Origin of the sequence: Rhizobium leguminosarum bv. viciae USDA 2370 (assembly GCF_002008365.1) — a bacterium.
Taxonomy (GTDB): domain Bacteria; phylum Pseudomonadota; class Alphaproteobacteria; order Rhizobiales; family Rhizobiaceae; genus Rhizobium; species Rhizobium leguminosarum.
Genome location: NZ_MRDL01000001.1, coordinates 20,009 through 38,136 on the forward strand (window position 1 = coordinate 20,009; position 18,128 = coordinate 38,136).

General features: G+C 60.7%; 19 protein-coding genes and 1 pseudogene. 7 read left to right on the top strand and 13 right to left on the bottom strand.

The window, feature by feature from the left end; translation table 11 throughout:
* The first annotated feature begins 46 nt into the window (after positions 1 to 46).
* Together BS629_RS00105 and BS629_RS00110 are read left to right on the top strand one after the other, a co-directional pair.
* On the top strand, positions 47 to 775 hold the full coding sequence (locus BS629_RS00105; RefSeq protein ID WP_018246914.1) for an SDR family oxidoreductase: 729 nt from the start codon (positions 47 to 49) through the stop codon (positions 773 to 775).
* 43 nt (positions 776 to 818) lie between these two features.
* Complete coding sequence (locus BS629_RS00110) at positions 819 to 1,583, top strand: SDR family NAD(P)-dependent oxidoreductase (protein ID WP_018246913.1); 765 nt, start codon at positions 819 to 821, stop codon at positions 1,581 to 1,583.
* A gap of 157 nt (positions 1,584 to 1,740) precedes the next feature.
* Here the strand turns inward: BS629_RS00110 and BS629_RS00115 are convergent, their stop codons facing one another.
* The 6 genes from BS629_RS00115 to rapA2 all read right to left on the bottom strand — a co-directional run bounded on the left by BS629_RS00115 (position 1,741) and on the right by rapA2 (position 7,820).
* On the bottom strand, positions 1,741 to 2,751 hold the full coding sequence (locus tag BS629_RS00115; protein ID WP_018246912.1) for a sensor histidine kinase: 1,011 nt from the start codon (positions 2,749 to 2,751) through the stop codon (positions 1,741 to 1,743).
* Positions 2,751 to 3,455: a response regulator gene (locus BS629_RS00120; protein ID WP_018247119.1), complete on the bottom strand. Its 705-nt coding sequence runs from the start codon at positions 3,453 to 3,455 to the stop codon at positions 2,751 to 2,753. The genes BS629_RS00115 and BS629_RS00120 overlap by 1 nt, the downstream gene beginning before the upstream one ends.
* Positions 3,456 to 3,502: 47 nt before the next feature.
* Positions 3,503 to 4,999, bottom strand: a complete 1,497-nt coding sequence (locus tag BS629_RS00125; protein ID WP_026188809.1) for a DUF4153 domain-containing protein — start codon at positions 4,997 to 4,999, stop codon at positions 3,503 to 3,505.
* A 297-nt stretch (positions 5,000 to 5,296) separates the two neighbouring features.
* Positions 5,297 to 6,643: a helix-turn-helix transcriptional regulator gene (locus BS629_RS00135; protein WP_376775203.1), complete on the bottom strand. Its 1,347-nt coding sequence runs from the start codon at positions 6,641 to 6,643 to the stop codon at positions 5,297 to 5,299.
* 76 nt (positions 6,644 to 6,719) lie between these two features.
* Complete coding sequence (locus BS629_RS00140; RefSeq protein WP_018246909.1) at positions 6,720 to 6,908, bottom strand: hypothetical protein; 189 nt, start codon at positions 6,906 to 6,908, stop codon at positions 6,720 to 6,722.
* Between the two features lie 198 nt (positions 6,909 to 7,106).
* Entirely contained in the window at positions 7,107 to 7,820 is a 714-nt protein-coding gene (gene rapA2 / locus BS629_RS00145; protein WP_018246908.1) for a calcium-binding lectin RapA2, read from the bottom strand.
* A 453-nt stretch (positions 7,821 to 8,273) separates the two neighbouring features.
* Between rapA2 and BS629_RS39070 the strand changes: the two genes are divergently transcribed.
* The 4 genes and pseudogenes from BS629_RS39070 to BS629_RS39515 all read left to right on the top strand — a co-directional run.
* Positions 8,274 to 8,426: a hypothetical protein gene (locus BS629_RS39070; RefSeq protein ID WP_018246907.1), complete on the top strand. Its 153-nt coding sequence runs from the start codon at positions 8,274 to 8,276 to the stop codon at positions 8,424 to 8,426.
* A 40-nt stretch (positions 8,427 to 8,466) separates the two neighbouring features.
* Positions 8,467 to 8,703, top strand: coding sequence for a 30S ribosomal protein S21 (rpsU, locus tag BS629_RS00150; RefSeq protein ID WP_018246906.1), 237 nt, complete (start codon positions 8,467 to 8,469; stop codon positions 8,701 to 8,703).
* A 57-nt stretch (positions 8,704 to 8,760) separates the two neighbouring features.
* A complete protein-coding gene (locus BS629_RS00155; RefSeq protein ID WP_003538349.1) occupies positions 8,761 to 8,955 on the top strand; it encodes a hypothetical protein in 195 nt (64 codons plus the stop codon).
* Positions 8,956 to 8,968: 13 nt separating this feature from the next.
* A pseudogene (locus BS629_RS39515) lies at positions 8,969 to 9,069 on the top strand (pyridoxamine 5'-phosphate oxidase family protein); the annotation flags it as partial.
* Positions 9,070 to 9,120: 51 nt separating this feature from the next.
* Here BS629_RS39515 and BS629_RS00160 read toward each other — a convergent pair.
* Positions 9,121 to 10,032 carry a LysR family transcriptional regulator gene (locus tag BS629_RS00160; protein WP_018246904.1) on the bottom strand — a complete coding sequence of 304 codons (912 nt, stop codon included), beginning with the start codon at positions 10,030 to 10,032 and terminating at the stop codon, positions 9,121 to 9,123.
* A gap of 96 nt (positions 10,033 to 10,128) precedes the next feature.
* Between BS629_RS00160 and BS629_RS00165 the strand changes: the two genes are divergently transcribed.
* A complete protein-coding gene (locus BS629_RS00165) occupies positions 10,129 to 11,004 on the top strand; it encodes an aldo/keto reductase family oxidoreductase (RefSeq protein WP_018246903.1) in 876 nt (291 codons plus the stop codon).
* Between the two features lie 116 nt (positions 11,005 to 11,120).
* Here BS629_RS00165 and ppk2 read toward each other — a convergent pair whose 3' ends face one another.
* From ppk2 to BS629_RS00195, 6 genes are all read right to left on the bottom strand, one after another.
* Entirely contained in the window at positions 11,121 to 12,035 is a 915-nt protein-coding gene (gene ppk2, locus BS629_RS00170; RefSeq protein ID WP_018246902.1) for a polyphosphate kinase 2, read from the bottom strand.
* Between the two features lie 147 nt (positions 12,036 to 12,182).
* A complete protein-coding gene (locus BS629_RS00175; RefSeq protein ID WP_018246901.1) occupies positions 12,183 to 13,835 on the bottom strand; it encodes a GMC oxidoreductase in 1,653 nt (550 codons plus the stop codon).
* 83 nt (positions 13,836 to 13,918) lie between these two features.
* Entirely contained in the window at positions 13,919 to 15,001 is a 1,083-nt protein-coding gene (locus tag BS629_RS00180) for an ABC transporter ATP-binding protein (RefSeq protein ID WP_018246900.1), read from the bottom strand.
* A gap of 7 nt (positions 15,002 to 15,008) precedes the next feature.
* Positions 15,009 to 15,893 (bottom strand): carbohydrate ABC transporter permease, encoded by an 885-nt coding sequence (locus BS629_RS00185; RefSeq protein WP_018246899.1) that lies wholly within the window; start codon positions 15,891 to 15,893, stop codon positions 15,009 to 15,011.
* Complete coding sequence (locus BS629_RS00190; protein WP_018246898.1) at positions 15,893 to 16,780, bottom strand: carbohydrate ABC transporter permease; 888 nt, start codon at positions 16,778 to 16,780, stop codon at positions 15,893 to 15,895. The genes BS629_RS00185 and BS629_RS00190 overlap by 1 nt, the downstream gene beginning before the upstream one ends.
* Positions 16,781 to 16,882: 102 nt before the next feature.
* Positions 16,883 to 18,115, bottom strand: coding sequence for an ABC transporter substrate-binding protein (locus tag BS629_RS00195; RefSeq protein ID WP_018246897.1), 1,233 nt, complete (start codon positions 18,113 to 18,115; stop codon positions 16,883 to 16,885).
* Positions 18,116 to 18,128 lie beyond the last annotated feature (13 nt).

Sequence of the window (18,128 nt, forward strand, 5' to 3'; positions counted from 1 at the left end):
AAGAAAACGGAGATGCTCTAAGCAACCAGGAAACCAGAGGAAGAAAATGGGACAGGATCTGTCTGGAAAAGTCGCGGCCGTCACCGGAGCGGCGTCGGGTATCGGCCTTGAATGCGCCAAGGCTTTGCTTGCCGCGGGCGCTCGGGTCGTGCTGGTTGACCGCAATGAAGAAGCCTTGAAGGAAATCTGCTCGAAACTCGACGCAAACGCCATTCCGTTGGTCATCGATCTCACCGATCCGAAAAGCGTTGAAGGGATGATGCCGCAGATCCTGGAAAAAGCGGGCCAGCTGGATATCTTCCACGCCAATGCCGGCTCTTACATCGGCGGTGAGGTATTGGGTGGCGACCCTGATGCCTGGGACCGCATGCTCAATCTGAACATCAACGCCGCATTCCGCTCGGTGCATGCCGTTCTGCCGCATATGGTCGAGCGCAAGACCGGCGATATCATCCTGACGAGTTCCGTTGCCGGCATGATCCCGGTCGTCTGGGAACCGATCTACACCGCCTCGAAACATGCGGTCCAGGCATTCGTCCATACGCTGAGGCGGCAGGTGGCCAAGCATGGCTTGCGCGTCGGCGCCATCGCTCCCGGTCCGGTCGTCACCGCCCTTCTCAGCGATTGGCCGCAGGAGAAGCTGGATGAGGCGCTCGCCGCGGGCGGCCTGATGGAGGCGAACGAAGTGGCCGAGGCCGTGCTTTTCATGCTGACTCGCCCACGCAACATTACGATTCGCGATCTCGTTATCCTGCCGCAGAGCGCCGACATCTGACGAAAGCGTGATCGCCTTCAACAATCGCCGAGAGGAAACGGACATGATCTTCGACAGATTTCGCCTGAACGGACAGGTGGCGCTGGTGACCGGCGGCACGCGCGGCATCGGGCTTGCGATCGCCGAGGCGCTCGGCGAGGCGGGCGCCAAAGTCATCATCACGGGCCGAAGCCGCAATGCAGCGGCAGAAGAGCGGCTCTCCAAGGCCGGCGTCGATTGCGATTTCATTGTTGCCGACCTGATGAAGGAAAGCGCTGCCGACGAACTCGTCGCTGAGACCCTTTCACGAACAGGACGGCTCGACATCCTTGTCAACAATGCCGGCATCGCCATTCATGGCGACAGCGGCGAGTTCTCCGATGCCATCTGGCGCGAGATCATGACCGTCAATGTCGACACCGTCTTCCGTGCCTGCCGGGCGGCACTCGCACCCATGCGGCGTCAGGGCGGCGGCGCCATCCTCAATATCGGCTCGATTTCGGGCATCGTTTCCAACATTCCGCAGAACCAGGTCGCCTATAACGCCTCCAAGGCGGCGGTCCACATGATGACGAAGAGCCTCGCCAGTGAGGTTGCCGCCGAGAATATCCGCGTCAACGCCATCGCCCCCGGCTATATCGAGACCGACCTGTCGCGCGGCGGCATCGACAATCCCGACTGGTTCCCAACCTGGCGCAGCATGACGCCTATGGGACGCGTCGGGCAGCCGGAGGAGGTGGCGGGTGCCGCATTGTTCCTCTGCTCGGCAGCGGCAAGTTATGTCACCGGCGAAGTGCTTGTCGTCGACGGTGGTTATACGACGCGATAAGCGCGAGCATCGGTAGGGGAGGGCGATTCGCCTTCGCCCGTACCAACGGCCCGCTTAAAGCTTGGGGCAGCGTGCCGCAGGCGTTCTGGTAGCGTGCGGTCGGTATCAGGCTCCAAAGTGTGCTAGCCATATGTGGATCTCCTCGATCAAGCGAGAATTACACAGGTATGGTGATCTCGAACTCGGCGCCGGCGCCGCCGGTCGTCTGCCGTATGCGGATCGTCCCGCCATGCGAGCTCAGCATGGCGCGGACGATACCGAGGCCCATGCCGGTGCCGCCCTGTTCGCGGCGGGTGGAGAAGAACGGCTGAAAGATGCGTTGGCGATTTGCCTCGGAAATACCGCTGCCGTCGTCACGAACAAGAATGACGGCTGTTCGGGCGTCGGCCGATACTCTGAGTTCCAACAGCGTGGCGCCGTGCTGAAGAGCGTTTTCGGCAAGGTTGGCAAAGACGATGGCGGCTGCTTCCTGAGGAAGAGCAACCGATATTTCCGTATCGCCTAAGCCGGAAATATCCAGGGCGGGAAATCGCCCGCGCAGTGAGGATATGATGTCGGTGACGCTGCTTCTGCCCTCGGCGACAAGGGTTTCCGCCTGCGCAAGTTCCCTCAGCCGCTGCAGCAACGCATCGAGCCGGACTGCGTCGGCGACGATGTTATCGAGAAAGTGCAAACGCTGCGCCTTCGTCATCGGCCTTTCCGCATCATCGTCGCGTAAAAGTTCGGCGGCACCGCGGATGGCCGTCAGCGGCGATTTCAGTTCGTGGGAGACATGGGCGGCAAAGGAGCTGATATATTCGGTGCGATCGACCAGTTTTCCGGCGAGATCGAGGAAGCTTTGCGACAGCAAAGCGATCTCGCATGTTCCGTAGCTTTCAAGCGGTCGGATCGCCGCCTTGCCGCCACGGGCGATCTCGTCCGCGCGGGCAATCAAGGCGTCGATAGGGCCGGTGATGGTGCGCGTCAGCACATAGGCAACGCCGAGCGTCAGCATGAAGACGACGGCGAGGGCGCCGATTTCCGCAGGTGCCATCCGGTTCGAACTCATCTCCACGGTGCGAAACCAGATGACGATGAGGATCGGCAGCGCCATGACCGCAAGAAGCACGACATAGACGATCAGCGCCAGCGTCGGCCGCCATTTTGTCTTGACCTTGGGCGCCAGCATCAGGCCTTCCTCCCGATTTCACTGCCGAGTTTGAAGCCGATGCCGTGAACCGTTGCAATGACCCCCTGGCCGCCGGCCGCCAGGAACTTGGCCCGGATGTTGCGGATATGGCTGTCGATCGTCCGGTCAGCGACATAGGTACCGGCGCCATAGGCCGCTTCCATCAATTGTTCGCGACTGAAAACCATATCGGGGCGTGACAGCAAAGCATCCAGAATTGCGAATTCGAGCGCCGTCATTGCGATCTCACCATCGCTGAAGGTGACTGTCCTGCCGCGACGATCCAGGCTGAGCGCGCCAGCAACAAGTGTGGCGTGGCGTCTCTCAGGTCCTGCCCCATTGCTGCTGCGCTTCAAAATTGCCTTGACCCTAGCCACGAGTTCTCGCGGGCTGAAAGGTTTGGTGACATAATCGTCTCCGCCAATTTCGAGACCCAGTACCCTGTCGATCTCCTCGTCACGCGCCGAAAGAAACAGGATCGGCAATCCCGACGTCTTGCGGATCTGGCGGCAGACCTCCAGGCCATCCATATCTGGCATGCCGATATCGAGAATGATGAGATCGATGTTGCCTCGGCGGAAGGCCGCCATCGCTTCGGTGCCGTTGCGGGCGGCCATCGATGCCAGGCCGGCGCGCTCAAGCGCAAAGCAAATCACGTCGCGGATGTGAGGTTCGTCATCGACGACGAGAATTCGGGGCGCCATCCACCAGTCCTGCGTTGTTTTTCGTACCTGTTGTCATCGTTCTCTTTCTATCTTGCAATGGCAGCAGGAGATAGAAGATGGGTCTCCAGCCGCGCCGCCCGGAAGGTCCAGTTCCGCCAGTCACGCGGGCGCCGTTCGAAATCCCTGACGAGGTAGTACCGAAATGCCAGCGCTTGATTCCGCTTGTCGACCAGGTAGCCCGGCAACATCTGGAGATAGAGATCGAGCGACGGAATGACGGAAGGACCGAGCGAGGAGAGATAATCGAGGTCGAGCGGTGGGCCTTCCTGGCTGATTTCCTGGCTATGGACGACATTGAAACGGGCGATCACAGCCGGGAAATCGATGAAGGCGCTGATATAGAGCATCGCAATCAGGGAGGCGAGGTTGGCGGCGATCAGCCACTCGTTGGATCGGTTGAGCAGAATGCGCAGCAGGATCAAGACAAGGCCGATAGCGACGAGTCCCATCCAGAGACCGGCAGCGACACGCAATTCCGTCAACGAATAGACCTCGACGTAAAGCCCGAGCCGCAGCATGGACGACAGGCAGAGAAGGATGTTCTGGCCGATCCAGGCGTGAACGAGGCCGCGGATGAGCGAACTATGATCACCGGGGCCACCGCGCCGCATGGCAACGAGGACGAAACCGGCGGCCAGAAGTGCCGTCGCAATCAGCGGATAGGCGCCGCGATGAGCATATTCAGCATGGCTCATGTGATCGGGCAGATCTGCGCCGCCCCAGAGATAGACGAGATCGAGAAGCGTCTGCACGGCAAACAGCGCGTTGAACAGGAGCAGCGACCGCAACAGCGAGGCATGGCCGAGCGGCGCATTTCTGGTGGGCACGATCATGAGGGCCCTGCCGGCTTGCGACCTCACAGCGCGACGCTTCAGGCGTGGCCGCAACAGCGCCCAGACCATGATGGCGATCATCATCCAGAAACCGATCCGCCAAAGATCGAGAAACTGCAGCAGAACGGCAAAATCAATACTGCGTAGCGCGATCTCGATAAGCGGGTTCGCAGCCGCAAAGAGGAACACGAAGACTGCGGCGAGAACGAGCGGCATGATCCAGAGGCCGACGCCCTGCCGAACGACGGTGAAGGAGAAACGTTTGGCCGGCGTCTTAAGATATTTCCTAATATCGTCGGCAAGCCGCAAGGGGATGACGAGAGCAAAACGGAGAAACACTAGCGGCAGACCGGTGAGACTGCGAGGCATAAGCCTGGCGCCGACGAGAGCAACCGCTATCAGCGCGCTGAAGCAAAGGCTGGTGCCGGCTAATGAGGGCGCTTCCAGCAGAGGCGCCGACGCCAGAACCGAAAAACCAAACAGGAGAGCAGCCATTGACGGCGCCCGGATCTTCCCGGCCGAAAGTAGAATGCCGGCGCAGACGGCGAGCGCAAACAGGAAAAGATTTATCCCGGGCTGCTGGCCGAAGATCAGAAAATCCGCCAGAGCCACGAGCCCAAGCAGCGCGGCAATTCGGCCGCTGCCGCGCCTGAGAGGGATTGGTGGCGTCAATGTCTCGGTTGCGTCCATAGTTGCTCCTCTAAATGGCGCTTTTCGATCACGACGAGCATGATCACGGAAACCTTCTCGGCAGCCTGAGGCCCGTCTGTCTCCGTCAGCCACCATCCGTCATTGCGGAGGCGATCCGGCAAAGCGGGCGGAGTGAAGCGGAGCGGGATGTCATTCTTGCTCATGGCCGAAGGATGCCGCGCCGGATTGCAGATTCTGTGCAGAGAGTGAGCAGCAATTCAGGAAAATCGCCCTGACCTATGAAGGTCACGCAGCGGCCTCTTCAAAGCATACTGAATGTGAAGATGGCTTGGGAATTTACGATTGCCGCGGAAGGCTCTTCCCCTTCGCACGGGACGGCGCCGCCGTCCTGTTTCCCGCGATCGGGATCGACGCAATCAACCTGGCGAGAGCCGCCTGGGATCGAGTTCCCGTTTTGCCAAAGCATCGGCTAGTGTGTGTTTTTACCGTGTTGGACGAAATTCCAAGAACCTCGGCAATCTCGGGCAAATTCATTCCGCTGCCGATCAGGGCAGCGACCCGGGTTTCGGCTTCGGTCAGGCCAAAGATGTGTTGCAGTTGTTGCGCTTGCCGTCGCGTCTTTGCTTCCGGATCGACGATATGAATGAGGACGCGCGCTCCGCTGTCAACCGCATCCCATATGGAAACCGCTGTCGGTGCAAGCGGCGTGATCATCACCAAATAAGGTGGCAAACCCGATGGCCGAGAGATCGACAAAGCTCCTCCGAACGGCGTGTCCTCGCCATCGGCTATCAGCAACGCCTGGCGAATGGCGTTCAATAGCCGGGTGGATGTCTCTGGAATATGGGCAGCAAGCGAGGGCCTCTCGGATCGGCTGAGGAAAATGCCGTCGGCCTGCTTGAGCAGTGCTTCGGCCGCCGCATTCAACAGAAGGACTGCACCGCGACTATCGATCAGCACGGCCGCATCAGCCATTGCATCGATCAGCCGTTGCGGCAATTCGGGTGCACGGGCGATCTGGTTTACCTGAAAGGAAAGATCGATTGCCCGCGCCATATGCGGGCTCAGCAGCTTCAGCCGTGCCGCCGCTTCGACGGCGTGTTCGTCTTGCTGACGAGACAGGAAAAGAGCGACACCGCCGATACCTCCACGCTCGTGCAGGCTGGCATGCGGCAGGAAGAGCTGATTGAAGATGTGCTGAGGCGCGCAGATATCGGCATAAAACGCCGAATGCCGGACGGCCTCTGCATCGATCAACGTATTGCCGACTGCAATCTCACCCGGCTTTACCTTCTCGAATGCGCGGGCATAGGGGTTTCCCGTATAATGCTGAAGATAGAGCGCATTCAAATCTTCACGCATGCGGCCGGGGATCAAAAAGCTGCCGCGACCATCGGGCGCCTGGTAGACAATATTTCCGGCGATGGCGCCGACGTAGTCAACGATCGAACATAGGGTATCCGGCCATAATTCTGAACGGACCGCAGCCTGATAGACAGCATCAATGATATCGACATGATCCATACTAGCGCCGCTCGTTTTCACGATGATGGTTCCGCCAATTGCAACGATCGCACCATTTCGATTACTGCATAAATGTCTAAGGAGAGGCAAGAACAGCGAGCGTCGCCCGATCGGGTGATATCTTGCGCAGTCTCGTTCACTGAAGGACCTGCCGGGCATTTATGGCAAGATCGTTGAAGAGCGAGAGAGGGGGCCTCATCGGCACATCCGTCCAGGCAACGAGGTGAAGGACCTTTTATCTGAACCTTGGCGCGCGCTTGGCATTGTGAAGCAATTCGGAGGCGGTCGCGAACGGCCCGAAAAGCTTGAGCAGCAGCGCTTGTTCCTCGGTATCTATGCGGTGACGCGCGCAGAACTCCGTCACGGACCAGACTTTCGTCAGATCGTCTGTTTCGATTTGCCTGGGTTCGATGTGTTCGGTCAACGGCGTGTCCTCCGAACATGAAGACTACGCCACCCCGGCATTTATAAGAACTAGCTAAAAAGTATTATACCCGCTTTTCAGACCTTCAACCGCACATGATTGAACCCCGCCGGCACCGCGCGTCAAAACTAGCGGACATATGAAGACGCCCGCCGATTGCGCGGCGGGCGTTGTGTCTGACTGATTTACTGCTGCTGATCAAGCAAGATGAGCGTCGGTGCCCGTGATGTTGAGCGTCAGAACGCCAGCATCCGTGTGGCCTTCGCCATCGGAGATCTTGTAGTACTGGACGGTTTCCGTGACGTTCTGGCCGGCAGCCAGGTCTTCCGTCAGCGTGTAGGTGAATTCGCCATTCGGCTTGACGTGGAAGACGCCATGGTCGCCGACGATGTCGGTAACAGCGTCGAGGCCGCTCTTGGCGCTGACGTTCGTGCCGTCGAACTGACGCAGGAAGAGCTTGCCGTTGTCGCCGGCAATGTCGTTGTCCAGAACGTTGCCGCCGATGGCGTCGCCTTCGTTGAAGCTGTAGTGGTCGTCAACAGCGATCGGCTTTACCTGGGTTACGCCCTGGATGTTCAGGGTGAACAGGCCGACATCGGTATGACCGCTGCCGTCGGAGATCTTGTAGGAAACCTTCTCCTGGTACGATTCACCGTTGGCGAAGCCGATCTTGGCCGCGTCGCTCAGGACATAGGTGTAGCTGCCATCGGGCTTGACGAAGAAAGTGCCGTAGTCGCCCTGGATCTCGGTGACCTGGCTGTTGCCGGCCTTGGCGCCAACGCTTGCGCCGTCGAAGGCGCGCAGGAACAGGTGGCCGTTGTCGGATGAATCGTTGGAAAGCAGATTTCCAGAAATAACGTCGGTTTCTTTAAATGTTGCACTATCATCAGTTGCATGTATCGGCGAAGCCATAGCTCTCTCCTAAAATTGTTTATTGGCGGGTCAATTTCGACCTCAGCGAGCGGCTCCTTTAACAACCTATTAATACTACAAGTCAATGGTCTATTTAACAGAAGGTTAATTTCGATGCCAACCTCCGCGTTGCTTCCATTCCGGCGGAATAATGTCACTTTCAAGCCAAATTGAAGAAAATTCGGCGAAAACTATACCCGGATAACTTGAATAAAATGGCGCTGAGTATATCTGAAGGCGATTGGCGATGCCCGCGCCATGCCATCCGGGCCATCCGTTGCAATTGTGTCCGCCGATACCTATGTTGCGGGAATACCCGATCAAGCGGAAATCTAAGCTGTTGCTGGCTCATGATTGAAGCGCTTGTACATCCGTGCGCGCCGTTATGGCTGCGTGACGGGCAACCCCACAAACAATCGATGACGCCGGCCGAGATCGGCAAAGGAATTCTTTTTGAACCACATAAATACAGCCACCACGGTTGCGGTGGCGAAACCGCGTAAGGATGACGAGGCTGTCCGCCGCATTGCTGGAAGCTGGAAGCCGTTTCCCTGCCTTCTCACCCGCCGCGAATTGCGGGCTCTGATCGCCGAGCAGCTTGGCTGAGCCTGCGATCGTCGCACCACCCAAACAAGGAGAACTTGAAATGCAGGTACTCGTCAGAGACAATAATGTCGATCAAGCGCTCAGGGTCTTGAAAAAGAAAATGCAGCGCGAAGGACTGTTCCGTGAAATGAAGGAACGGCGCGCCTATGAAAAGCCGTCCGAACGGCGTGTCAGAGAAAAGGCGCAGGCGATCAGTCGGCATCGCAAGGCCGCACGCAAGAAGATGCAGCGTGAAGGCCTGCTCGCCGGATCCAAGCGGGTGGCGACCACCCGTTAGCAGCCATTCCCAACTAGCCCCGAGCTTCGGCTGCTACATTCCGTGAAAGGACAGACAATGGACGAACTCAATAGCCTCACCGTTTCCGAAGAACGCCTCGAGGATTGCCGCGATGTCGTGGAGCCGGATCTGCAGGATCTGATCCAACGCGCTCTGACATCGGGTTTTTCCCGGGAAGAAGTTCTCATCGCCGTCAGTGAACTGGTCGCCGAAGACTTCGCAATGGTCATGAAAACCCCAAGCGTCCATTGATCGACTGCGTGGTTGGGACAGCCCAGGCACGATCATCAGCTATATCAAGATGGCGACCGCCGCGGTCTCGAACAGAAACCTGATATGGGCGACAGTGCCGAGGTCAAGCTCTAACGCATAGAAGCACTCAACGAAGATCGGAGGCACGTCTCTGGCCGACAAACATCAAGCCTGATTGGCTGATGCCTTGACGAAATCGATGAACGCCCGGAGCGGCGCAGGCACCAGACGCCGTCCGGGATAATAGAGGAATGGCCCGGAGAAGCGCTGCCACCACGGTTCGAGGATGGGCTCGAGCGCACCGCTGTCGAAATGCGGGCGCAGCCAGTCCTCGAAGAGGCAGACGATCCCTGTTCCTGATATCGCTGCATCGACGGCTAGGTCGGTCGCTCCGCCGACCCGCACGATCAGCGGCCCCGTTGGATCGACCCGCACGATCTCACCATCACGCTCGAATTCCCACGGCGCCGTCATCGCACCGCTATCGAAGCGGCCCAATATGCAGGCATGGCCGAGCAGCTGGCTCGGGTGTTGCAGCCGGCCGCGGCGATCCAGGTAGTCGGGGGAGGCGGCGATGGCAAAGCGCTGGACGCGTGGCCCGATCGGTATTGCGATCATATCCTGCTCCAACCGCTCGTCATAGCGGATGCCGGCGTCGCAGCCGGCCGCTAGCACGTCGACAAAACTCTCATCGGTTACCACTTCCAGCCGAATATCGGGATAGGCGGCCAGGAACGCTGGGACGATGGCGGGCAGCACCAGCCGCGCCGCGCTGACCGGCACATTGAGGCGCAATGCACCCGCCGGCCTGTCGCGAAAACCGTTGACGACGTCGAGGGCAGACTCTACCTCGCTCAAAGCAGGACCGAGCCGCTCCAGCAAGCCCTTGCCCGCTTCGGTCGGGACGACGCTGCGTGTCGTGCGGTTGAGCAGCCTGACGCCGAGTTGGGCCTCCAGGCGACGCACCGCTTCGCTGAGGAAAGAGGCGCTGCTGCCGTTTACGCGCGCCCCTTCACGAAAACCCCCGGCGCGCGCCACGGCAACAAAGGCATTGAGATCACCGAGATCTGCTTTCACTGTTCGCTACTCCGCACAGCCCGTGCGGATTATAGCCAATTTTCACACGTTCCGCCAACGCCTATCTTGGTGTCATCTCTTGAAAGGAGTTAGACCATGTCCACTATCGATCAATCCGGCACGTTCAACCTCGGCGGCCGCAGCGTGAAGCGGCTTGGCTATGGCGCCATGCAGCTCGCTGGTCCTGGCGTGTTTGGCCCGCCCAAAGATCATGGCGCGGCCCTGGCAGTACTGCGCGAGGCGGTCGCGAGCGGCGTAAACCACATCGACACCAGCGACTTCTATGGCCCCCACGTCACCAACCAGATCATTCGTGAAGCGCTGCATCCCTATCGCGACGATCTCAGCATCGTCACCAAGATCGGCGCCCGGCGCGGCGGGGATGGATCATGGATGCCGGCCTTCTCGCGTGAAGAGCTGACCGCGGCAGTGCACGACAATCTCCGCAATCTCGGCCTCGATGTGCTTGACGTCGTCAATCTCAGGATCATGTTCGATGTGCACGGCCCAGCCGAAGGGTCGATCGAAGCGCCTCTGACAGTGCTGGCCGATCTCCAGCGGCAAGGCCTGGTCCGTCACATCGGGCTGAGCAACGTCACATCGAGGCAGATCACCGAGGGGCGTGGGATCACCGAGATCGTCTGCGTGCAGAACCAGTACAATCTGGCGCATCGGGCCGACGACAGGCTGATCGAGGACCTCGCGCACGAAGGCACCGCCTATGTGCCGTTCTTTCCGCTCGGCGGGTTCACCCCGCTGCAGTCGTCCACCCTGTCCGACGTCGCCGCACGCCTTGGTGCCACGCCCATGCAGGTAGCGCTCGCCTGGCTGCTGCGTCGTGCGGAAAACATCTTGCTGATCCCCGGCACCTCGTCCGTCGGCCATCTCAGGGAGAACCTCGCCGCCGCCGCGCTCGTGCTGCCGGATGACGCCGTCTCGAAATTGAACCGCATGGCTGATATCGCCGCCTGACGGTCGCCGGCGATCCGACGCTACGCCACGTCTTGCGCGGCGTAGCGGAGCAATCTCTCAAACGATTCCGAACTGAAGAATTATGCGGTAGCCCGCCGCCCAACGCGGCGATGCTTTCAATAGCGCTCCGGCACAAGCATTTCAGGCGGAACCGGCGCCCTGTTGTAATCGGCGTGACGGATGCGGTCCGGCAACTGGATCTCCGGTTTCGGAACATCCTCGTAAGGGATCTGCTCGAGAAGATGGGCAATGCAGTTCAACCGCGCCCTTTTCTTGTCCACGGCCTGAACCACCCACCAAGGCGCATCGGGGCTGTGCGTACGCGCCAGCATCTCTTCCTTGGCTTTGGTGTATTCCTCCCAATGCACACGGCTTTCCATATCCATCGGTGAGAGCTTCCATTGCTTCAGCGGATCGTGGATACGCATCTTGAAGCGGAATTCCTGCTCCTCGTCGGTGATCGAAAACCAGTATTTGATCAGCACGATGCCGGAACGGACCAGCATCCGCTCGAATTCAGGCACCGAGCGGAAGAACTCCTCGAGCTCTTCATCGGTGCAGAACCCCATGACGCGCTCGACACCGGCGCGATTGTACCAGCTTCGGTCGAAGAGCACCATTTCGCCGGCGGTCGGAAGATGCGGGACATAACGCTGGAAATACCATTGATGACGTTCCCGCTCGGTAGGGGCGGGCAGCGCGACCGTCCGGCAGACGCGCGGATTGAGCCGCTGGGTCACGCGTTTGATCGCGCCTCCCTTGCCGGCCGAATCCCGGCCTTCGAACAGCACCACCACCTTCAGCTTCTTATGCTGAACCCAATCCTGCAGCCGCACCAGTTCGTGCTGCAGCCGGAAGAGCTCGCGGAAGTAGGTCTTTCGCTCGAGCGTCTGCTCCGCCGGTTCCGACATTCCTTCGGCGACCAGATCGTCCAGCCGATCTTCCTCCATCTGCATTTCCAGCTCTTCATCGAAGCTGTCGGCGATCTCGGCCTTAATACGGCTGAGTTGGTCCTGATGTGTTTGAGACATGGGCTTTTCCTTCCTGCTTTTTTGACAGGAGCATGTCACTGCGAAGTTTGTGTGACGGTTCGGCTAAGCCAAAGCCGGAACAGCAACGTCCCGATCTCTTAAGCCGATGATTGCGGCGTCGAATGCGCTTCAGCCGCCGAGGCGCGCCTATAGCTGTCCCGTCCGGTACTGGTCGACAAGATTCCGGCAGGCGCGGATCGTCAAGGCCATGACGGTGAGCGTCGTGCCGGCGATGCCGCTGCCGGGGAAGGCGCTGGCGTCGGTGACGATGAGGTTCGGGACATCCCAGACCTGGTTGTAGGGGTTGAGCACCGAAGCCTCCGGGGTTTCGCCCATGCGCGCGCCGCCCGTCTCATGGATTGCCGCGCCCATGCACATGGTCTTGCGGAACCATTTGCGGAACATGAAGCGGCTGAAGGCATCGGCTTCGGGAAAGGCGCCCTTGCCCATCTCCTTGAGGCCGGTGGGCGAGCCGATGAATTCGAGGTCGCCGCCGACCTCCTTGATCATCGCGATCAGCGTTTCCTCCTGCCTTCTGAGCAGCGCCTGTTCCTCCTGTCGCATGACGCAGCGGATATGCGGCACAGGAATGTTCCAGGCATCCCTACGCCTGACGTCGAGCGTGATGCGATTGTCTGCATAGGGCAGCATGCGGCCGAAACCGAAGAAGGCGAGACGTGCATCTGCGTCTGCGGAGATCGGCGCACGGCCGACACTTCCCTGGTAGTCGAAATCGCCGCGGGCGGCATCGCCCTCGCCGAAGCGGGGAATGAAGATCCCGCCCGACGGATTGTAGAACGGGTCGGTCGGCGCGGACTCGTCGACCGCCCAACCCTTCGCCTTCGAAAAGGACCCAAAGGCGAGGCACGGAAGCTGGTCCATGAAATAGCGGCCGAGAGCGCCCGAGCTGTTGCCGAGCCCATCAGGATGTTTCGCCGACGCCGAATTCAACAGCAGCCGTACGCTCTCTATCGGCGAGGCCGAAAGCACCACCGTCGCGGCGCGCGCGGTCGATACTTCGCCCGTATTGCGATCGATGAACTCCGCCCCGGTGGCGCGGCCGGTCTTCTCGTCCGTGGTGATGCGGCGAACGACGGCGTCGTAGCGGACGGTCAATTGACCGGTGGCCTGAGCCTCTCGCAGCGGTCGCGGCATGCGGTCGGCGTCCGGCGCAATGTAACGCCAGGAGACGACGTGCCTGTCCGGCCAGCGGCTTTCGACCGCCTGCTTGAAGATCTGTTCGGCGGGCGTCAGGCTTGCCGGCTTCGCATAGATGCCGTCCGGCAAGCTCGGCACGTTATCCCTATTGCCGTAGAGGCCGAGATAAGCCTCGACCTCGTCGTAGAAAGGCACCAGTTCTTCATAGGAGACCGGCCAGTCCACACCCTTTCCGGCGCGAGAGCGGATCTTGAAATCATCGTCAGTCCAGCGCAGCAGCACCCGGCCGAAACTGTGGAGACGCCCGCCGCCCTGGCGGCCGCGGATCCAGAGGAAGGGCTCGCCCTTCGGCGTCGTATAAGGATTCTTGCGGTCGTTGACGAAGAAGTGGCTGAAACGCTCGGTAAAGAAGGCCGCGCGGGCCTGGATCGGCTGGCCCTTCAAGGTGGCGCGCGCGCGCTCCCAGATATTGATGCTGCTTGCCGGCGCCTTCTTGCGCGCGGGATCGAAATCCTTCGGCCCAACGGCGGGACCGGCCTCGAGCAACAGCACCGACAGCCCCTGTGCCGTCAGTTCTTTTGCCGCAAATGAACCCGCCGCGCCGGAGCCGATCACCAGCGCATCATAGACGATCTCAGACATGTCTTTTCAAATCCTGTCCTGGAGCAATCCTCAAAACGGCGCGAAACGCGCCCGGAATTGCGGGAAAACAAAGGGATGGTGCGTCACAGCCGCGATCCGTCAGCGCCGAAGAGGGACGCCTTGGCGATATCGAGCCCGGGAGCCATGGTGTCACCGGGCTCAAGGGTCACGTCGCCCATCAGCCGGAGCGAGAGGCTTTGGTCCGCCCAGTCGAACCAGACAACGGCGTCCGAACCCATCGGCTCGACGACAGCAACGCGGCCCGGAATGATGGGCAGGCCGCTCGCCGCCCCATCGAGCACAAGGTGTTCCGGGCGAAAGCCGAGTGTAGCAGGTCCTTCCGCCGCGGCCGCACCAAAGGAATAGCCGGAGAGATCGATGGTCAGCCCGTTGCCCAGAAAGATGGGCGCCCCGTCGCCGCGCTCGATCCGGCCCTCGATGAAATTCATGGCCGGAGCGCCAATGAAACCGGCAACGAAGAGATTGGCCGGGCGGCGGTAGATCTCGGCCGGCGAGGCGAGCTGCTGGATCACACCGTCGCGCATGATGGCGATGCGGTCGGCAAGCGTCAGGGCCTCGACTTGGTCGTGGGTCACGTAGATCATCGTATTGCCGAGGCGCTGGTGCAGCTTCTTGATCTCGACGCGCAATTCGTTGCGCAGTTTGGCATCGAGGTTCGACAGCGGTTCGTCGAACAGGAAGACATCGACTTCGCGCACCAGCGCCCGGCCGATGGCGACGCGCTGGCGCTGGCCGCCCGATAGCTCGGCAGGGCGCCGGTCGAGCAGCTTGTCGAGCTGGAGAAGGGCGGCGGTGCGAGCGACACGGGCCTCGATCTCGGCCTTCGACAGACGGGCGACGCGAAGTCCAAAGGAGAGGTTCTTGCGGACCGACATGCGGGGATAGAGCGCGTAGGATTGGAAGACCATGCCGATGCCGCGGTCCTTCGGCTCCTCCCAGCTGACATTCTTGCCCGAGATCCAGACCTCGCCTGATGTAATGTCCTGGAGGCCGGCAATGGCGTTCAGAAGCGTGGACTTGCCGCAGCCGGAAGGGCCGAGCAGCACCAGGAACTCTCGCGGCGCGATGTCGATCGACATCTTCTCGATGACCGTATGGTCACCATAGGCGATCTTCAGGTCCTTGACGGAGACGGCAGATTGCATGGAAGCGTTACCCCTTGACTGCGCCGGCCGCGATGCCGCGCACGAACCAGCGGCCGGACAGGAAATAGATGGCGAGCGGAACGATGGCGGTGAGGATCGTCGCCGCCATGTTCACGTTGTAAGTTCGCTCGCCCATCGTGGTGTTGACGATATTGTTGAGCTGCACGGTCATCGGCAGGTTGTCGCGCCCGGCAAAGACGAGACCGAGCAGGAAGTCGTTCCAGATGCCGGTGAATTGCAGCATGGAGACCACCACGACCATCGGCACGGCAATCGGCAGCATGATCTCGAAGAAGATGCGCCAGAAGCCCGCGCCGTCGACGCGCGCCGCCTTGCAGAGCTCCTCCGGCACGCTGACGAAATAGTTGCGGAAGAGCAGCGTCACCAGCGGCAGCCCGAATATGACATGCACGAGGATGATGCCGGCCAGCGAATTGTAGAGATCGATATTCGCCATCGCCCGGACCATCGGATAGAGGAAGATCTGGTAGGGGATGAGGCCACCGGCCATCAGCAGGCCGAAGAGCAGGTTTGCCCCGCGCGGCCGCCAAAGCGACAGCGCATAGCCATTGACGGCGCCGATGAAGACCGAGAGCGCGACCGAGGGAAGGGTGATCGCCACCGAATTCCAGAAGCCGCTGCGAATGCCGACGCAGACGGTTCCCATGCAGGCGCCCGACCAGGCGGTAGCCCAGGCAGAGAAATCGGGCGTGGCCGGCAGGGCAAAGATCTGCCCGAGCCGGATTTCGTCCATGGACTTCAGCGAGGTGACGACCATGGTGTAGAGCGGCAAAAGGAAGAAAAGTGCCGCGATGACAAGGAAGGCATAGAGGCCGATGCGCCCGGCGGTGATCTGTGCCGGCTTCGGGCCGTTTGGATGAGGACGCGCCATCACGCAGCCCCCTTTGCTTTGTCACGCACGTGCATGATGTAGCGGAACGGGGCGACTGCGATGATCACGCCGAGGACAAGCACTGTCGCGCCTGCTGTGGCGAGGCCGAGATTCTGGCGCCCGAACAGATTGTCCATGATAAATTTCGCCGGCACCTCCGTCGCATTGCCGGGGCCGCCATTGGTCATGGCGACGACGATGTCATAGGTCTTGATCACGCCCATGGCGAGCAGCATGCCGGCCGCGGCCAGCGCCGGCCCGAGCTGCGGCAGGATGATCGAGACATAGATCCGCCAGACGGGAATGCCGTCGATCCGCGCCGCCTTCCATTGCTCGGCCTCGATGCCGCGCATGCCGGCGAGCGCAATGACCATGACGAGCCCCGCGCCCTGCCATACGCCGGCAAGAACCAGCGCATAAATCGCCATGTCGCGATTGACCACCCAGTCGAGGACGAAGCTTTCCCAGCCGAGCGAACGCACGCTCGCCTGGATGCCGAGCGTCGGATTGAGCATCCATTGCCAGATCAGCCCGGTCACCACGAAGGACATGGCGTAGGGATAGAGGAATATGGTCCTGAAGGCGCTTTCGAAGCGGATCTTACGATCCAGCGCCGCAGCGAGAAAGAAGCCGAGCAGCAAACAGCCTGCGACGTATAGGACGCCGAAGATCAACACGTTTTGCAGCGAGGCTAGCCACTTGGCGGAAGAGAAGAGCTTCGAATACTGCGCCAAGCCGACATAGGTCGAGGACGGAAAAAGCGTCGAATTGGTGAAGGACAGGCGGATCGACCAAGCCATGGTGCCGATGAAGACCACGACCGCGACGAACCATGTCGGCAGCAGGGCGATGGTCGCGGAAAGATTGGGCTTGCGTTTGATGGACATCGGCCAGCTCGTTGACGGAGTGGAAAGCAGGGCTCGGGCCGCCGCGTGAGGCGGCAGCCGGCAGCCGTGGCGTCGGATCAGGCCGACGCCACGGGTACTATCCTACTCGAAGACGGCGAAGAAGTTTTCGGCTGCGGCGCCTGCATCGTTCGAGCCGCCGCTCCAGTATTCGTCGACGAAGTCGTCGAGCGCGCCGACCTGCTGGGGCGTCAGCACGATCGCCTGGTCCGGCACGATTGCACCGGCGCTCATCAGCTCGACACCCTTCTGCGCGCAGGCGTCCAGCTTCGACTTATCGACGTCGGCGCGCATCGGCACCGAGCCCTTCTTCAGGGCAAATTCGACCTGAACGGCCGGATCCATGACGACTTCGGCGAGAAGTTTCTGCGCCTTGTCAGTCTCGGCCTTGCCGGTCTTGGGGAACCAGAGGGAGTCGGCGATGTAGACCATGCCCTTCGACTCCGGCACGATCATGCAGCCATAATCCTTGCCCGGCTCCTTGCCGGCAACGGTGAATTCGCCCTTGGCCCAGTCGCCCATGAACTGCACGCCGGCCTTGGCGGTGATCAGCATGGCTGTCGCGTCGTTCCAGTTGCGCCCGGCTGCACCGGCATCGACATAGCCGCGCAGCTTACCGAGGATTTCAAGGGACTTCTTCACGCCTTCGACGGATGCCGGGCTCTTGTCCTTATCGACATAGATCTTCAGGAAGCCGTCGATCCCGACCTGCGAGAGCAGGATCATGTTGAAGACCTTGGTTTGCTGCCAGGGCTGGCCACCCCAGGCGACCGGAACCAGGCCGGCAGCCTTCAGCTTGTCGAGATCGGCAAAGAGCTCGTCCCAGGTCTTGGGCTCCTGCGCAATGCCGGCCTTCTCGAAGGCTTCCTTCGAATAGAAGAGCCAGCTTTCACCATGGGCGCCGGTCGGCGCAAGATAGACCTTGCCGTCATAGGAGATGAGATCGTGGATCGATTTCGGCAGGGCGTCCGCCCATTTGCCGGAGGAGGCCACGTCGTCGATCGGATTGAACAGGCCCTGGTTGATGAAATCAGCGGCAGCGAGGCCGATGACGCCCTGCTTGGCCCCGGGCGCGTCACCCGCGACGATACGGTTCTGGAAGGCGGCATCGGCCGCACCGAAGCCGGCGATCGAGGAATCCTTCCAGACGCCGCCGCGCTTTTCGAACTCGGTCTTGATGACGTTGAGCGCGGCTGCTTCGCCGCCCGACGTCCAGGACGACATGATCTCGATCGTCGGCTTGTCCTCGGCATGGGCCGAGGCAGACAGGCCGGCGAATGCCACGCCGGCAAGAAAAAGCTTCATCATGGTCTTCATTGTTCCACCTCTT

Bases quoted from the DNA above. Each gene is read 5' to 3' on its own strand.
- BS629_RS00105 (WP_018246914.1), top strand. From the start codon at position 47: ATGGGACAGGATCTGTCTGGAAAAGTCGCGGCCGTCACCGGAGCGGCG.
- BS629_RS00110 (WP_018246913.1), top strand. From the start codon at position 819: ATGATCTTCGACAGATTTCGCCTGAACGGACAGGTGGCGCTGGTGACC.
- BS629_RS00115 (WP_018246912.1), bottom strand. From the start codon at position 2,751: ATGCTGGCGCCCAAGGTCAAGACAAAATGGCGGCCGACGCTGGCGCTG.
- BS629_RS00120 (WP_018247119.1), bottom strand. From the start codon at position 3,455: ATGGCGCCCCGAATTCTCGTCGTCGATGACGAACCTCACATCCGCGAC.
- BS629_RS00125 (WP_026188809.1), bottom strand. From the start codon at position 4,999: ATGGACGCAACCGAGACATTGACGCCACCAATCCCTCTCAGGCGCGGC.
- BS629_RS00135 (WP_376775203.1), bottom strand. From the start codon at position 6,643: ATGCCCGGCAGGTCCTTCAGTGAACGAGACTGCGCAAGATATCACCCG.
- rapA2 (WP_018246908.1), bottom strand. From the start codon at position 7,820: ATGGCTTCGCCGATACATGCAACTGATGATAGTGCAACATTTAAAGAA.
- rpsU (WP_018246906.1), top strand. From the start codon at position 8,467: ATGCAGGTACTCGTCAGAGACAATAATGTCGATCAAGCGCTCAGGGTC.
- BS629_RS00155 (WP_003538349.1), top strand. From the start codon at position 8,761: ATGGACGAACTCAATAGCCTCACCGTTTCCGAAGAACGCCTCGAGGAT.
- BS629_RS00165 (WP_018246903.1), top strand. From the start codon at position 10,129: ATGTCCACTATCGATCAATCCGGCACGTTCAACCTCGGCGGCCGCAGC.
- ppk2 (WP_018246902.1), bottom strand. From the start codon at position 12,035: ATGTCTCAAACACATCAGGACCAACTCAGCCGTATTAAGGCCGAGATC.
- BS629_RS00175 (WP_018246901.1), bottom strand. From the start codon at position 13,835: ATGTCTGAGATCGTCTATGATGCGCTGGTGATCGGCTCCGGCGCGGCG.
- BS629_RS00180 (WP_018246900.1), bottom strand. From the start codon at position 15,001: ATGCAATCTGCCGTCTCCGTCAAGGACCTGAAGATCGCCTATGGTGAC.
- BS629_RS00185 (WP_018246899.1), bottom strand. From the start codon at position 15,893: ATGGCGCGTCCTCATCCAAACGGCCCGAAGCCGGCACAGATCACCGCC.
- BS629_RS00190 (WP_018246898.1), bottom strand. From the start codon at position 16,780: ATGTCCATCAAACGCAAGCCCAATCTTTCCGCGACCATCGCCCTGCTG.
- BS629_RS00195 (WP_018246897.1), bottom strand. From the start codon at position 18,115: ATGAAGACCATGATGAAGCTTTTTCTTGCCGGCGTGGCATTCGCCGGC.